The sequence below is a fragment of the Ignavibacteriota bacterium genome (genome assembly GCA_016708125.1).
Taxonomy (GTDB): domain Bacteria; phylum Bacteroidota; class Ignavibacteria; order Ignavibacteriales; family Melioribacteraceae.
In genome coordinates, this window is record JADJGF010000001.1 from 3903530 (window position 1) to 3920188 (window position 16659).

9 protein-coding genes are annotated in these 16659 nt (G+C 32.5%); 5 read left to right on the forward strand and 4 right to left on the reverse strand.

Going from position 1 to position 16659, the window contains the following annotated elements:
* Positions 1–18 precede the first annotated feature (18 nt).
* From IPH62_16900 to IPH62_16915, 4 genes are all read right to left on the reverse strand, one after another.
* Positions 19–3540: a hypothetical protein gene (locus IPH62_16900; protein ID MBK7106953.1), complete on the reverse strand. Its 3522-nt coding sequence runs from the start codon at positions 3538–3540 to the stop codon at positions 19–21.
* A 20-nt stretch (positions 3541–3560) separates the two neighbouring features.
* Positions 3561–6485 carry a TonB-dependent receptor gene (locus IPH62_16905; GenBank protein MBK7106954.1) on the reverse strand — a complete coding sequence of 975 codons (2925 nt, stop codon included), beginning with the start codon at positions 6483–6485 and terminating at the stop codon, positions 3561–3563.
* Positions 6486–6715: 230 nt separating this feature from the next.
* Positions 6716–9037: a T9SS type A sorting domain-containing protein gene (locus IPH62_16910; protein ID MBK7106955.1), complete on the reverse strand. Its 2322-nt coding sequence runs from the start codon at positions 9035–9037 to the stop codon at positions 6716–6718.
* 113 nt (positions 9038–9150) lie between these two features.
* Positions 9151–11637 (reverse strand): metallophosphoesterase, encoded by a 2487-nt coding sequence (locus IPH62_16915; protein MBK7106956.1) that lies wholly within the window; start codon positions 11635–11637, stop codon positions 9151–9153.
* Positions 11638–12414: 777 nt separating this feature from the next.
* On the opposite strand from IPH62_16915, the gene IPH62_16920 reads away from it, so the two are divergent.
* The 5 genes from IPH62_16920 (at position 12415) to IPH62_16940 (ending at position 16656) form a co-directional block, all read left to right on the forward strand.
* Entirely contained in the window at positions 12415–12960 is a 546-nt protein-coding gene (locus IPH62_16920) for a MurR/RpiR family transcriptional regulator (protein MBK7106957.1), read from the forward strand.
* Entirely contained in the window at positions 12957–13178 is a 222-nt protein-coding gene (locus tag IPH62_16925) for an SIS domain-containing protein (protein MBK7106958.1), read from the forward strand. Before IPH62_16920 ends, IPH62_16925 begins: the two co-directional genes overlap by 4 nt.
* Positions 13179–13316: 138 nt before the next feature.
* Positions 13317–14708, forward strand: coding sequence for an aldehyde dehydrogenase family protein (locus IPH62_16930; GenBank protein MBK7106959.1), 1392 nt, complete (start codon positions 13317–13319; stop codon positions 14706–14708).
* Positions 14709–14734: 26 nt separating this feature from the next.
* The gene (locus tag IPH62_16935; GenBank protein MBK7106960.1) at positions 14735–15907 is read left to right on the forward strand and encodes an iron-containing alcohol dehydrogenase; all 1173 of its coding nucleotides are present in this window, start codon (positions 14735–14737) and stop codon (positions 15905–15907) included.
* Entirely contained in the window at positions 15904–16656 is a 753-nt protein-coding gene (locus IPH62_16940; protein MBK7106961.1) for an HAD family hydrolase, read from the forward strand. The genes IPH62_16935 and IPH62_16940 overlap by 4 nt, the downstream gene beginning before the upstream one ends.
* Positions 16657–16659: the final 3 nt, after the last annotated feature.

The following is a 16659-nucleotide window of genomic DNA, read 5'->3' on the forward strand; positions in this document are numbered from 1 at the left end:
TTTTTTCCAATAAAATTATTATTTAATTATTGCAAATCTACCAGTAAATTGTCCCGCTCCAGGAGCTTTAACTACATAAAAGTATATTCCGGGCGCAATTTCTAAACCATCTTTTGTTCTTAAATCCCACGATAATCTTGCTTCCGAATTTGCAGAAGAATGAAATAATTCTCTAACAAATCGACCAGAAGTAGTGTAGATTTCAATCGAACATTCATTAGGCAAATTCACAAAATCAATTCTTCTATCCCCTCTTCCTTCATCTGTATTTATAACTTTTCTTTCAAGTGAGCTTACTGCTATATATGGATCGGGAACAACATAAATATTATTTAGGTCTTTTTTAGTTTTACTTGTTTCTATATAATTTCCATCAATTGTAAAAGTGAATTTATCGTTTCTATCAAAAGGTTTTCTACTTGTTATTTTCAGAATATCTCCTTCAACCGGGTAAATTATCTGATCCGCACTCAAGTTTTCAAAATCGGGAACGTTAATATCAAAAAACCATGTTCTTTGAGCTTCATTATATTTAGATATTAGTTGAAGTTTATCGCCATGACTTAAACTTCCCTTCTTATTCTGAGTTTGAGTTCCATCTCTAAATCTAAAATCAATTTTAAAAGTGCTGTCTGGATTTGTAACATCCCATACTTGAAAATTCGTCGGCGTTTTATTTGAATAAACAGAAGTATCTGCACCGGCACCAGTTATTGAATCAATTGGAGCAAAAATTCTTATTTCATAATCGCGAGATACCATATCACTGCCTAAATCTTCGGTACTTGAAGAAATCTCAATGTTAGAATTTCCAACAATCCATTCAGCCGAATTGAAGCTTACCGAATCATTCTTCAATTTTATTCTGAAGCCATCTGCAATAAATTCATCTATTTTTTCATTGTTATCCGGATCATCAATACTATTTATTATTGCTCCGGTTGTTTCATTATATATTATTGCCCGAGTTGTTTGTCCGGTAAATGAGCTGTCATATTTTTGTTGTGAGCCATCATCTGAAAATCTAACAGAATAGGATGTATTTGTTTTTATTTCTTTTGGGCTGAAAATTTCCAATTCAACTTTCCCAGTTGCGAATCCTGAAACTTTTTCAAAACCTTTTTCGCTTAAAGTTGGGGCAACCCAACCGGCTGGATATTCGTAAGGAGTTATTATAACCGTATTCTTATCTGTTTTAACTGCTCTTCCCAATAAATCTGTTTGAATAATTGCAGAACATTCTGTCGGTGAAGTATTTACCAAACCTTCTCTTGAAGAAATATTTGGATAAAATGAATCATGGTAACCCTGATCTACAGAAACTACAGCGTAATAATATGTTCTGCCGTTTGTAACATCTGTATCTTCATAGAAATGTTTTAAACCGCTATCAGTTCCCATATTATAAGAAACGCCAAGATTGCTTTCTTGTCCAAGCTCCGAACCAATATTCACCGGATGAATACCTTTTAATCCGTCTTTTTTATCAAAAATTGCAACAGGTTCCATAAGTATTGGATTATTATAAGCATCTGTAATGGTTTTTATATTATCAAATGTCGGATCAGTACTTTTATAAATATAGTAGCATTCAAAATCAAGCCCGTACAATGGATCTTTGGAATTTTCAGCATCGCTGTTCCAATGTAAAATAATTTTTCCATCACCTGAAGTAGCAGAAACAATTGGTTTTCTTGGAGGTTTTGAGAAATTATAATCCGCATCATAAATTACTTGCATGGTTCTTTTATTTCTTAAAATGTCTGTTGCATTATTTCCAAAAACTAAAGCAATTGCATATCTGTGTTTTCTTTCTTCGCCAGCAAATTTAACATATCCGCTTCCATAGCTAAATGCTATATCGCGTTGGTATCCGGGTCGTATATTAAATACACCAGGTTTAATTTCAACATTCCAATAAGTTTCATCATCACCCATAGTATTATCACAATCTCTTAGATAAAATGATGTTAACCCAACTTGATCGGATTCATCATTATCCGTAAAGTCAAAATTTGGTTCACCAGGATTTGGGATTCCATTAGTTTCAGTTCCATCCGGATCTGGACCAAAATACCCTTCATCATCCGGTCCAATTCCATCTGAACCAACATCATTGTTTATGGATTCATTATCAAGCAATCCGTTATCATTAAGATCTTCTTCCGGTTGTAATGCTCCGTCATATTCACCAAAATCTCCCGTGGCATGAATTCTATCAATTCCTACATCTTCCCAATCCCAGACTCCATTTAAATTATCATCTTCCCATGCAAGCCAATCACCATCATCATCAATTCCATTATTTTGACTTTCATCAGTTATTCCATCAGTATCGTTATCTTTTCCATCAACTAAGCCCGGACTTTCTAAGAATGCAAAGCCAAAATAGCCAATTGGTAATCCCTGTACTGAAACACCAGTTTTTGTAAACGCATAAGTTATATCATCAACTTCATCGAAATCAGCATCATCACCTTCAAGTGATCCCCCTAAATCTGGATCAACGTACATTCCAACTGTTGCTTTATTTAATTCTTTTCCTTCATTTTCAATATCGTAAATCGAAATCATCAGATCTTCAGCAAGTCTTGCAGACCATTGATAATTGCGAACTGAAACTTTTACACCCAAACCTCTTCTTCCATTTGGCCATGGCAATCTTGATTCTGCATCAGTAAAAGGATAATAATCAAATTCGTCATTTTCCCTATCATCCATAACATAGTAGGATTCTTGATCAGAGCGAATATATGAGCCAAATTCACCGTTCCATCTTCCTGCACGTATTCCGGGTCTTTCTTCGCCAGGTTGTCTATCATCTCCGGGATAAGTCCCTACCGGCCAATATTGAGGCCAAGTTTCTTTTCTATGACTAATTGCAAACCAACCAACTCCGTTTTGTAAGTGCAAATCCAAAACGCCATTCAAATTAAAATCTTCTTCATCTTGAAGAATTCCGTCTCCTTCACCAAAATCACCTGTGTTTGGAGTTTCATCAATACCAACGTCTTCACTCAAACCTCCCATATCAGGATCAAGAGCACCAGGTTGATCATTATTAAAATATTTTCCAAGGGGCATAAATGACCACCAATGTGATTGATCTAAGGATTCTTCAACATTGCCTCTTCTAAAATTATCTGAAACAATATGAATTGAATCGCCGGATTCATCGACAACTTCCGAGGCAACAAAAAAATTGGCTCCGTATAGTATTGGAACTGATTTTGGTCCTTTAGGCCATGCCATCATCGGAGCTCCAGGAACATAATGATAAGACAAAATTCCAGAATTGATAACTGCACCAGTAATTAAATTTCCGTCATGCACAGTAAATCTGAAATATTTGGCATTTCCTTCAGCTTGCGTTTCTTCTACTTTATTAAAAACACCCGAGTAGCCTCTTGAACCAGTAATTGATTGAGGTCTTAAATAAATAGGTGTATTTTTTTCCTCGTCAACAGTTTGTCCAACTACTTTAAATGTAACTAATGCTAAAGTTAGTATTAACAATTTGGAAATAAAATTATTTAGCATAAATTCCAATTCTCCATAATTTAAAAATTTAGGGTAAACCCTAATCTAATTTTTCTTGGGCTTGAAAACCATTGCGGTTTATTATCCAATTCTTCAAGCATAAATAATCCGGCTTGTTCTAACCTTTCTACTAATGTTTCTTCAACATCTGGTAATCTTGCATTGTTGTATGCATTTCCTGTAGTAACAAATACTCTATTTTGATTTAAGTGATCAAATAAATTATCAACTTGTAAAAAAGCTGTAATAGTTGACCAGCCAACTTCAAAGTCATATCTTGCTTTTAAGTCAACACTCCATTGTACTGGTTTATTATCTGAGTTAAGATACTCAATTTTAAGTATATCATATTTTTCAACAAATTCTGGACTGTAAGGCTGTCCAGTCCAATATGTACCAATTACAGACATAAATAAATTACTTGCAAATTTCAAATCAACAAGAGCATTTAGCGTGTGTGTTTGATCCCAATCTAATGCTATTACTTGTCGATCAAGAAATTCAATTGCATCTCCGCCAATTTGGGTTGAAGATTGGATTGTTGCAATTCTTTCTGGATCAGAAGCGCTTCCGTTAACGGTTGAATATGAATAATTTAAGCTGCCATTAATAAACTCATTTCCAAATGCATTAATCCCAATCGTCAATCCTTTTGAATTTCCATAATCTCTGTTTGTAAATCTTCTAAATCTTACGTTGTCTATAGTAGTTAAATATTCAAGTCCCAGCAAATCACTCATATTTTTATAATAAACTGAGACATCTGTCGTAATTCCGGGAAAAATTTGCTGCTGCAAACCTAATTCGTATTGAATTGTCTTTTCCGGTCTTAAATCAGAATTCCCCAATTTCATATCATTAAGTTGAAGTGGAGTAAGCACATAAATCGGTTCGCTGAACATTTTTTCAAAACTTGGCATTTGGTAAAAATGTCCGTAAGCCGCGTGGAATGCTCCTGTTGCCGATATTGGGAAAGAAACACCAAACCTTGGACTTAAATTAACTTTATTGGAAGCATCCTTTAAATTTACATCGGAAGCAAGTTGTGCAGACTCAACTCTATAATTTATTGGAACTCTTTCATTCGGCATAAATAAATCTAAACGTAAACCGGCATTAATTATTATTTCTCCCAACTCAACTTTATCTTGAATGTAAGCTGCTGCTTCACTTGGAGTAATTGTATAATCACGCCATAGTGTATATTCATCTTCATAATATTTTCTATATCTCACAGTATCATAAATATTTTCCCAATTTTTCCAATAGTCAACCATTATATTCCAATAATCGTTAAATGTTAAGGTTGGGTCAGCATCAAAATTTATCCATTTTTTTGTATTCCAATCCGGAGTTGAAATATATCCCCATGAATATGTGTTAACTTCATGTCTTTTATATTCAAAACCGGCTTTTAGAAAATTATATTTATCTATCTGCCAATTAAAGTCTCCGTTAAAAATATATTGTTTTCTAAAATTTTTCCCATCAGCATTTGAATAAAATCCATCAGTATTACCAACTGAAAATCCATCTGTCGAATAACCAATTAGTTGAATTCCTGTATCACCAGGATATAGAGCTATTTTGTTTGATTTATCAAACCAAGATTCACTTCGGTTATATTGATATGATCCTGAAATATTATAATAAAAATTATCTGTAGGTGTATGTCTAAATGATAAAAAATGACTATGACTATATGATTGACCGGTACCTGCTCCATCGGGTTGATATCTTCTTAAATCTTCGTTACTTATTCCGCTTCCGCCAATTGTTTCATCATAACCTTGTCTTTCAGAAAAATCACCAAACGCCTGATAAGCAATTTTAAAACGGTCAAAAGGATAATAGTTAATTTTAATATTACCAGAGAATCTATCGTTGGTTAATAACGGACCCATTGAACCGTCGCCGGTTTTCAAGGAATCGGGAATATTAATTGCTTGCGAGGCACCTGCTTCATCCGATCTTTGTTCTCTAAACCATCTTTCGTAAGCAGCTATTCTCCATCCATCAATTGAATTGAATCGTTTCTCGTACCAATTAATACTTTCGTAATAATTATATCTTCCAACAACAGAAACTCCTAATTTATCATGGATAATAGGGATGCTAATATTTGCTTGAATATCCCGTTCGGATAAAGGATTTATATGATCAACACCAAGGAAAATATCTTTTTGATCACTTACCCAATCACCAATGAATGCATTAATATTTCCTGTTAATTTAGATGATATACCTTTAGTCACTATATTTACCACTCCGGATTGCGCAGATCCATATTCAGCATTAAATGTACCTGTGATTACTTCAAGCTGTTCAATCATGGAATTTTCTACAGAAACGTTGGAACCACCGGATTGATTAAAAGCATTTGTTACAGAAACACCATCAACAACGTAAGCAACTTCTCTTGACCTGCCTCCTCTAAAATGCAGTTCGCCTCCGGTTTTTACAACTCCAGGCTGCAAAGTAATTACTTGGCTCATTTCAGTTACCGGCAATGCTTGAATTGCATCTGAATTTACAACGGCAGATGAATAAGTTCTGTCTTTTTCAATCGGCGGCTTTTCAGCCTTTACCACTACTTCCGAAATTTCAATTGTTGAAATACTTAATTGGGCATCGACTTTTGTAGTTTTATCTACGTTAACAACTACTCCTTCCACTCTATAATCAGCATAACCAATTGTTTTAAAAACAATAGTATGAGTTCCCGGACTAACATTTAATATTGTAAAATGACCATTTAAATCTGAAGCAGTTCCTTGTGTAGTACCTTCAATCATAACATTAACACTTGGCAAGGGTTCTCCAGTAGTTTTATCAATTATAACACCTACAATTTTCCCTGTTGTTCCGGCTTGCAGATTCGGATTAAAAATTATAAATGTTATAACTATAAAAACAAATACACTGAAAGAATTTTTAATATGCAAAACATCCTCATTATTTAAATTAGAACAAAATAGTTTTAATTTACATTATCAAAATTTATTTTGAATATTTCTATAAATCAAAAATGAAGTTCAATAAATTATTTGCTAAAGTTTTACGGGTAAAAAAATATATTTTTGAAAAAATTTTGTAACAATTTCAAATTCCCCCAAGAATAATTACTTACTCTTGGAGGATTAAGAATTAACAAATTAACTTGAAATTTTGCAGTTTACTTTATTAGCATCATTTTCTGAGTTTTTGTGAAATCACCTGCTTTGATCGAATAAAAATAAATTCCGCTTGTTAAATTTCTTGCATTAAATTCAAATTGGTATGTTCCGGCACTTTGTTGTTTATTAACAAGTGTAGTTACCAATTGACCAAGTACGTTGTATATTTTTAAACTAACCATACTTTGTTTTGGAATAGAATAACTGATAATAGTTGATGGATTAAAAGGATTTGGATAATTTTGGTTCAAAGAAAATACTTCAGGTGTAAATGTTTCATTTTCTTCAACACCAACTATATGTCCGTAACCGCCTAATGCTTCAACTTCTTCTGCAGACAAAACTCTATCAAAAAGAATTACTTGAGCAACATTAATTAAACCATCATCATTGTCATTATCACCCATTAGAATTAACTGATCTACATATCCAACCGAACCAAATGAGAATCTATTATCAATTCTTTGATAACCGCTTTCTCCATGAGGAACAGCTTGTCCATCAATATAATATTTTATTGCATTTTTAGAAGTATCCATAAGATCAACAGTAATGATTAATCTATACCATTCATTTGGGGCTACTACAACGCTATCTGAATATCCAAGGTCACCAACGCCAATTTCTCCAGTTTTTTTAATAAAGAATTCAGCATCATCTTCATTAAGAGAATCTGTCTGGTAAAATGCTCTCCAATTTCCTAAAGCATCAACACTAAAATCAAATCCAATTGTATATCTATTTACTTTTAGCCCGCCGCCATTTGGCTGCATATTCGGATTAGCAATAAAATGATTTCTTGGACCAATCTTAACTGCACCATCACCAACTACAGGTCCGGCAACAGCTTCAGCCACTGGTTCAGCACCATCTTTATTTGCTAAGATTAAAGGATTTCCAACAGTTGCTAATGTTAATGAATCTGCATTATCAAATTTCCACAATCCTACTATTGATTCTTCAACAGTTCCGTGCTGATAACCACCTAATCCAGCAACAGCCTGACTTGTAAGAGCAGAATCATAAATAGCTATTTGAGAAACTTCAATTGTATTATCTTCTCCATCATTATCCGCAAAGAATAATAATGTGTTTTCTAATGAAAATCTGCTGTCAATTGTTTGAATTTTTCCTTTTACAACACGTTTACCGTCAAGATAAATATCAACCGATACTGAATCAGTTTTGAAAGCATTTGCTACCATTACCATTCTATGCCAATCACCTTGGTAAATAATTCCCGGATCTGAATAACCTAATGCTCCAACACCTATATCATAATCCGGAGATGTTAAGAAAAGATCACCGTCATCATCATTTATAGGATTTAATTGCATTAAACTTATCCAATCACTCCATTCATTTACTCTAAAATCCATACTTAATGAATATGTATTAACTTTTGTACCGCCACCGTTAGGAGCAATAGAGGTAAGTGCTTTAAAGTAACTTCCAACTCCAATAGATACAGCACCATTTCCATCTTCAGGACCAGCCACAACTTCTGCTGTTCCAACTAATTCAAGCGGTGAACCAATAGTTGCTGCGGTTAAATCTGCTGGATCATCAAAATCCCACAAACCAACAGCAGTAAATTCTTCGATTTCTTGATGTGGATAACCACCCAATGCAGCAACTTCAGCAGCGTTCAAAGCTTGTTCATATATGGATACTTTCGCAACTTCTATAATATCATCTTCTTCACTTTCATCAGCAAAAAGTAACAACTGAATTGCAGAATCTGCACTAGCAATTGAAAATCTATTATCAATTGATTGAACATGACCTGTGCTTTGTAAAGACTGCGCAACTCCATCAAAATAATATTTAACACCGCTATTATCATTTGTATCAGCGGTATTAACAACAATTGCTAATCTGTACCATTCACCAGGAGTAATTGAATTTTTTGTATAACCAGAAGAACCAACTCCTACGTTACCGTCACCTGGATTAATGAACCATTCTCCATCATTCAAATTTGTAGGATCTGTTTGACCGAAACAATGCCATTGCTCTAAATCCAATACTCTAAAATCGAAAACCATTGTGTAAACATTTACACGTTTAGCCGTATCTGCGCCATTTGGCAACATATAGGGATTTGCTATATAATAACTTCCAATTCCAATAGATACAGCACCATCCCCTGCCTCAGGTCCTGAAACTGCAGAATCAACACCAACAAGAATTAAATCATCACCAATTTCAGCTTTTGTTAAGTTACTTGGATCATCAAATAACCATTCTGCTACTGGCGTTTGGGCAAAGGAAAAAGTCATTGCCGTTAGAAAAAATAAAAATATTAACTTTGTCTTCATAGAAGATACTCCTTAATTTAGTTACTGATTTGGATAAGATTACAAATTATAAGAACTGACTTCTTTATTAATTAAGATTTTATAAATAGTAATTAAAATTTCTTAACCTAAAATTATTTTAATAATAACATTTTTTTTATATCAACAAAATTACCTGCTTTTACTCTATAATAATACATTCCACTGCTTAAATTTGACGCATCAAAATTTATTGTATAACGACCTCTATTCAAATTTCCATTATGTAATTCTTCAACCAACTCACCAAGATTATTGAACACTCTTAAATTTACATAGCTTGATTCTTTTATATCAAATTGAATTGTTGTTGTTGGGTTAAAAGGATTTGGATAATTATTGAATAATTTATATTCATCGACAAGAATCGACTCATTTTTTTCGGTATTGCTTAAGGTGCTTACAACTAAATCCAATTCCGAAGACCAATTTGACCATTGAAGATTTTTATCACGGTATCTAACTCTTGCCCAAATATCGCCGGTATAATTTAATTGAGTAACTGATAATTGTGTAAGGTCAATTCCACTATTTAAATCAATTTGAAAATAATTGGGTGCTTGAGGTTTTCCATAAATATCTTCATAATCTCTTTGAATATCTAAAATCGGCGAATCATAATTACCCTTATTGTTTGTAATTTGGAAATGGGAACTCATCATTTCATAAGTTCCGTTAAACTCTGAAGCTTCGAGAATAAAAGACGGAGAAACTTGTGCATCTCCACTTGGCGAAATAAATGTTGGAACCATTGGAGGTGTTTCATCAGCTTTATTTCTAAAAAATTTATCTATTACAATATTGTCTAATGGATTATCCGGATTGCCGATGCTGTATGTTGTAATTTCACATGATTTGTTTGCAATATCTATATCAACAATTGCATAACAATGATGATCAATAGTTTTTTGTATTTCTTGATAATTAGTTTGGTTATTATACATTTCCCAACGATCTAATGCTCCTCCGGCTCCGCCAATACACATTAATCGTAAATTACTATTTAGCGCCGTTCCTCTTTCATAATTGTGTGAGTGTCCGTAAGTTAACATATCAACTTTGGAATATTTACTTAGCGTTGGAATAATTCTATCTTGCACGTAAGTTGTATTTCCATCCGGCCAAAGTTCACTATGCCCAGGATGATGATTGAAAGCAAATATCCACTCAATTGTTTCATCATTTTCTGCAGTAGTTAATATATTATTTAACCAGTCAATTTGCGTATCATTTCTATAACCTGAGTTACTATTTAGAGCAACAATTAATACTCTTCCAATTCTAAATGAATAATATTTTTCATTTTCAGGTCCGCCAAAATCTTCATATTTCATAATATCATAAAAGTATGGAGAATCGCCTTCATGATTACCTATGCTAACCATGTATGGAATTGAAGTTGATATTAAATGCGAAGGATTTAAATATTCCTGTAAATATTGCTGCAATGACCATCCATTTCCAACTATATCTCCTGAATCAAAAACAAGATTTAAATTATCTTCAATATTATTTCCATATATTGAAGTAAATTTACTTAATAACGAATCATTGATCTCTGTAAATTTTCCGAAATTAGTTTGATTATCACTATATAAAGCAAGTCGAATATGTCCGGTTGAATCATTATCAGCAGGTTGTGTTTTAAATTTATATATTTCAGATTCTGCGCTATCTGTTTTCACTTTATAATAGTAAACAGTATTTGGAATTAGATTTTCAAGCTTTGCTGAATACCAATTAAAATAAATATTTCCGTCATCAATAGGAGTTTTTTCGGGAACTACTTGATTTCCCAAATTTGTTGTAGTACCAAATTCTGCAATTGCATTATTTCCCGCGAAAGTCCAGCAAACATAAATTGAGTTTGAGGTTGGTGATTGCAAATACGGATATGATTTAATTCCTAAATAAACCGGTTCATGTTCATATCCGCCTAAAATACTAATTTCCGTATCTGATAAATCACTTGAATATAATTGAATATCGGCAATATCAAAAATATTATCTTCACTATTTTCGTCTGCAAAAAATAATACTTTTGAAGCTAAAGAAAATCTTCCATCAATTGAACCTTTGTTTCCGCTTAATGATTTTACACCGTCTATATAATAATCATAACGAATTCCATTGGAAACACTAATTGCTATTCTATACCACTGATCAGCGAGGAGAGCTTTTGGTGTATATCCAATCTCACCAATACCAATATTTCCACTTGGATTAACGAACCAATCGCCATCATTTGAATTTGTAACATCCGTTTGATAAAGTGCGTACCACATTCCGGTAACTGGGATTTTTACATCCATTACCAACGTATATTTATTTACTAAACTACCGCCGCCATTTGGTGAAATTCCATGTGTTGCAGTAAAAAAACTTCCGATACCAATTCTTACTGCACCGGTTGTTTCAGTTGGTCCATCAACTGAAGTACAATTTCCAGATAAAGTTAAAGGATTGCCAACGGCTGCTTCCGTTAAATTATTAGGATTGTCAAATGTCCAATGACCAACTAAATTCGCAGAAATTTTTTCTAATGTCTTATTTTGCGCAAGTACATTAAGAGTCGAACTCAATAAAATTATTAAGTAAAAAAATAATCGGGAAAAACTCTTCATTCTTACGCCTTATGTTCTAAAGAAAGACAGAACTTTTTATGTTGTTTTTGCTACAATAACTTTCTAATCTTGTTCTAACTTCAACATAATTATAATTTATTTGATTGTCAATAAATAATTTTACTTTAATTATGTGCCTTTTACTATTTCCATTTTCATAGTTGCTAGATGGATTTCGAATTAGCTTACAAACTTCTACATCGTATAATACTGTTTTGATTGTATCTGCTAACAGATTGCAAAAAGGTATTATTCGAATTTTGATAAATACTTATCGTGAGTTTTAATGTTGTAAATAAATCACTAAGAAACAATTGAAAAATAAATCTAAATTATCAATTTAAGATTATGCAGATATTAAGAAATTGTTAAGCTTTTTTTGGGGGCTTAAAATTTAAATGAAAAATTAAAATTCTTGCAAATTTAATTTTAAAGCACAAAAAAAGCTATAATATTATTTTGAAAGTGTATTCTACTAAAGTTATTTGACATTAAAATATTTTATAATTACTTTTGTAGCCATTATAACATTGTTAAAATTTTCTTGTTGTATATGCTACAATGATTTTTTTAATTTGTTAGTTTTTAACAACTTTAAAATAATACAACGAATTGATTAGTTAGATAGTTGTTAAATAACATAACTAGTTTTGATAAAAAATTCGATCTGAAATAATAGAACAGAAGAATAATATGAACAGTCCGCTAAATTTGATCAACAAACGTTTTAACAATTTGAGTAAGAGTGAAAAAACTGTTGCTGAATTTGTTCAAAAACATATTGATGAAGTTGTTCTATTAACAACTCAAGGAATAGCTTCCAGATGCAAAACAAGTGATGCTACTGTTATTAGATTTTGCAGATCTCTCGGTTATCAAACTTTTAATGAATTTAAAACTGCACTTGTACCAGAACTTTTGAGAAGCGGTAAAAGTTTTATTAAAGAAATTGAAAACACAACCAACGCGCAAAATATTACACAAACTTTTTTATTCAATTTAAAACAGCAAATAGATTTTACTATTAACAATTTGGAAATGAATTCTTTAGAGTTAATTGCTGAGCAAATAATAAAATCCAAAAGAATGGTTATTGTTGGAATCGGCGGAGCTGCTGGAGTTGGTTATATATTTAACGATTCATTAAGCGTTTTAGGAATTTACAGTAATTATATCAATGATCGTTCAATTATTCAAAGTATTATTCCAACTTTAAACAGCACAGATATAGTTTTTGCAATTTCACATTCAGGGAGACTGAAGAAATTGTTTCCGCAATGAAAGCTGCAAATGAATATGGTTCGGTAACAATTGCGCTTACTAATTTCTTATCATCACCTTTAACTAAATATGCAAAATATGTTTTACACACAAGCGTACCGGATAATCTTTTAGGCAGTTTTTCTTGTCAATCAAGAATATCACAATTAGCTCTTTTGGAATTAGTACTTATAGAAATAAAAAACAAATTATCTAATAAGAATAATTTGCAAGATTAATTTGTTTTGCAAACTTAAAATTTTTGATGCTTGCTTTGGTTCAACAAAATATTAAAAGATTTTTTACTAACTATTTTCTGAAACATTTTACTAAATTTTAATTTCTACTTTACATTGTAATAACAAGGAAAAAGTGTCATGGAAAAAACATTTAAAGTTATATCACCAATTGATTCGAGTATTTATTATGAAGGAAAGCTGAATAATGCTGAAGATATTGAAGCCTCATTAAAATTAGCTTTAAAAGCTCAATCTGCATGGAAAGAAACTTCAATAACAACAAGGAAAGTTTACATAAGCAAATTCGTAGAAGCATTTAAAAGTAACGAAAAAAGAATAAGTGAAGAGTTAACGTGGCAAATGGGACGTCCTATAAAATATGGCCCATCTGAAGTAAGAGGTACAATCGAACGCACACTTGGAATGATTGACTTAGCGGAATCATCATTGTCAGATATTTTCGTTGGAGAAAAAGATGGATTTAACAGATACATTAAACGCGAACCATTAGGTATTGTCTTTGTTGTTCCAGCTTGGAACTATCCCTATTTAATTGCTATTAATAGTATTGTCCCGGCTTTATTAGCTGGTAACGCCGTAATACTTAGACATTCTGCTCAAACTCCATTGGTAGCCGAAAGATTGTTTGATGCTTTTCAAGCAAGCGGATTGCCAGAAGGACTTTTCCAATTTTTACATCTTACACACGAAGACACTTCAAAAGTTATTTTAGATTCACGAATTAATTTTGTTGCTTTCACCGGTTCTGTTAAAGGCGGATACGAAATTCAAAAAGTTGCGGCAAATAGATTTATCGGTGTTGGATTAGAACTCGGCGGTAAAGATCCGGCTTATGTTATGCCAGATGTAGATTTAAATTACGTAGTAGAAAATTTAGTTGATGGTTCGTTCTTTAATTCGGGACAATCTTGCTGCGGAATTGAAAGAATTTATGTTCATGAAAATGTTTACAATAAATTTATTGAAGGATTTATTGATTTAACGAAAACTTACAAGTTGGGAAATCCGCTTGATCATGAAACTACTTTGGGACCCGTTGCAAAAAGAAGCGGCGCTGAATTAGTTAGACAACATATTAAACAAGCAGTTAATGCCGGTGCGCGCGCAATGATTGATGAATCATTATTTCCCAATGCAAAAAGTGATTCAAATTATCTTGCTCCTCAAGTGCTTATAAATGTTAATCACAAAATGAATGTAATGTATGATGAAACTTTTGGACCAGTTGTGGGCATAATGAAAGTTAAAAATGACGAAGAAGCATTAAAATTAATGAACGATAGTCCATATGGTTTAACAGCATCAATATGGACAGAGAATCAAGATGAAGCAATTAAAATTGGAAATCAAGTTGATACTGGAACTTGGTTTATGAATCGCTGTGATTATCTCGATCCTTATTTAAGCTGGGTAGGTGTTAAAGATTCCGGCAGAGGCTGTTCACTTTCAAAAGTTGGTTATGAGCAATTAACAAGACCAAAATCATTTCATTTAAGAATTAAACATTAATATAAAATTTTATTCGGAGATATTTTATGCCACTTTTAAGACACACTTATAATTTCCCAACCAGAATTGAATATGGTCCAGGAGCAATTGCTGATTTACCAAAAATCATTAAAGGTAAAGGTTTAACAAAAGGTTTATTAGTTACAGATCAGGGTATTGAAAGTATTGGTTTAGCAGAAAAATTAAGATCATATTTTTCCGAGCAAGGAATTAATATTTTCAGTTATAGCGATGTTGTATCTAATCCCACTGAACAAAATGTTATTGACGCAACAGACATTTACAAAAATAATAACTGTGATTTTATTGTTGCGCTTGGAGGCGGTTCCCCAATTGATGTTGGTAAAACAATAAAAGTAACTGCTACCCATGAAGAACCGCTTGAGAAATTGGATGATTTCAAGGGCGGAGACAAATACATTGTAAATGAAATGCCACCGTTTTTTGCAATACCTACAACTGCCGGCACAGGAAGCGAAGTCGGAAGAAGTAGTGTAATTACTGTAAAATCAACAAATAAAAAAACAATTATTTTTTCTCCTAAAATGATGCCAGATATTGCTGTACTTGATCCTGAAGTTACATTATTATTGCCAAAAAAACTTACTGCTGCAACCGGAGTTGATGCATTTGTACATAATTTAGAAGCTTATATTATGGATACTTTTCATCCTTATGCTGATGCAATTGCAAAAGAAGCTATTTCACGTTGTTTTAAATATTTGCCAATTGTTGTAGAAGATGGAAATAATGTTGAGGCAAGAGGCGAAATGTTAATGGCTTCTGCAATGGGAGCGACTGCATTTCAAAAAGGTCTTGGTATAAATCATTCAATTGCTCATGCATTAAGTGTTTTTTATGATACTCACCACGGCTTGGCAAATGCTGCAGTCCTTGTTGAAGTTATGAAATTTAATTCAACAGATGAAAAAGTAAATAAAAAATTAGCTTCATTAGGAACTTTACTTGATACCGAAAATAATGCTGAATCCGTAATTTCGGCAATTGAAAAATGGTTAACAAAAGTTGGAATGCCTACCGATTTGAAAAATATCGGCGTAAAGGAAGAAGATATTGCGGGATTAGAAGCCTATGCAATGGAAGATCCTTGCAAACCATTAAATCCGAAACCAGTTTTAGTTGGTGATGTTACAAGAATAATTAAAAATTTATTATTGAATAGGAAATTTTATTTATGATCAAAGGAATTACATTTGATCTTTGGGATACAGTTTTTATTGATGATTCCGATGAGCCAAAAAGAAAGAAAGCCGGAAGACCAACAAAATCAGTAGAAAGAAGATTGTTAGTTTATCAATTTGTAAATAAGCACCAACAAATATCACAAGAAAAAGTAAATGCAGCTTATGATGCTCAAGATGCTGCATTTAGAAAAGTTTGGCATGAACATCATATTACTTGGACTGTGAAAGAACGGCTTGAAATTGTTCTTAAAGGTTTAAATGCAACTTTACCAAAAAATGAATTAGATGAACTTATAAAACTTCATGAAGAAATGGAATTAGAGTTTAAACCGGATTTTATTGAAGGCGTTCATGATGCTATTAAACAATTGAGTAAAAATTATAAACTTGGAGTAATTTCAGATGCTATTTTTAGTCCTGGAAGATCTTTAAGAAAATTGTTAGAAGATGAAGATCTTTTACAATACTTTTCTGCATTTGTTTTTTCAGATGAAGTTGGATGTTCAAAACCGGCTGAATGTGTATTCCATGCAGCCAAAAAAAGTTTGGGATTGGAATTTAATGAAATTGTTCATATTGGTGACAGAGAACATAATGATATTCTCGGTCCGGAAAAAATGGGTATGAGATCAATTCTTTGCCTCGCTGCACTTGATCGTGGAAGTGATAGAAACAGACCAAACGGATTTTTTGAACATTACAGCGAACTACCCAAATTAATTGAAAAATTAAAGGATATTTAATTT

What these genes read in the sequence shown, in the direction of transcription:
- IPH62_16900 (MBK7106953.1), bottom strand. Translation starts at nt 3,540, where the DNA reads ATGCTAAATAATTTTATTTCCAAATTGTTAATACTAACTTTAGCATTA.
- IPH62_16910 (MBK7106955.1), bottom strand. Translation starts at nt 9,037, where the DNA reads ATGAAGACAAAGTTAATATTTTTATTTTTTCTAACGGCAATGACTTTT.
- IPH62_16925 (MBK7106958.1), top strand. Translation starts at nt 12,957, where the DNA reads ATGAAAGCTGCAAATGAATATGGTTCGGTAACAATTGCGCTTACTAAT.
- IPH62_16930 (MBK7106959.1), top strand. Translation starts at nt 13,317, where the DNA reads ATGGAAAAAACATTTAAAGTTATATCACCAATTGATTCGAGTATTTAT.
- IPH62_16935 (MBK7106960.1), top strand. Translation starts at nt 14,735, where the DNA reads ATGCCACTTTTAAGACACACTTATAATTTCCCAACCAGAATTGAATAT.
- IPH62_16940 (MBK7106961.1), top strand. Translation starts at nt 15,904, where the DNA reads ATGATCAAAGGAATTACATTTGATCTTTGGGATACAGTTTTTATTGAT.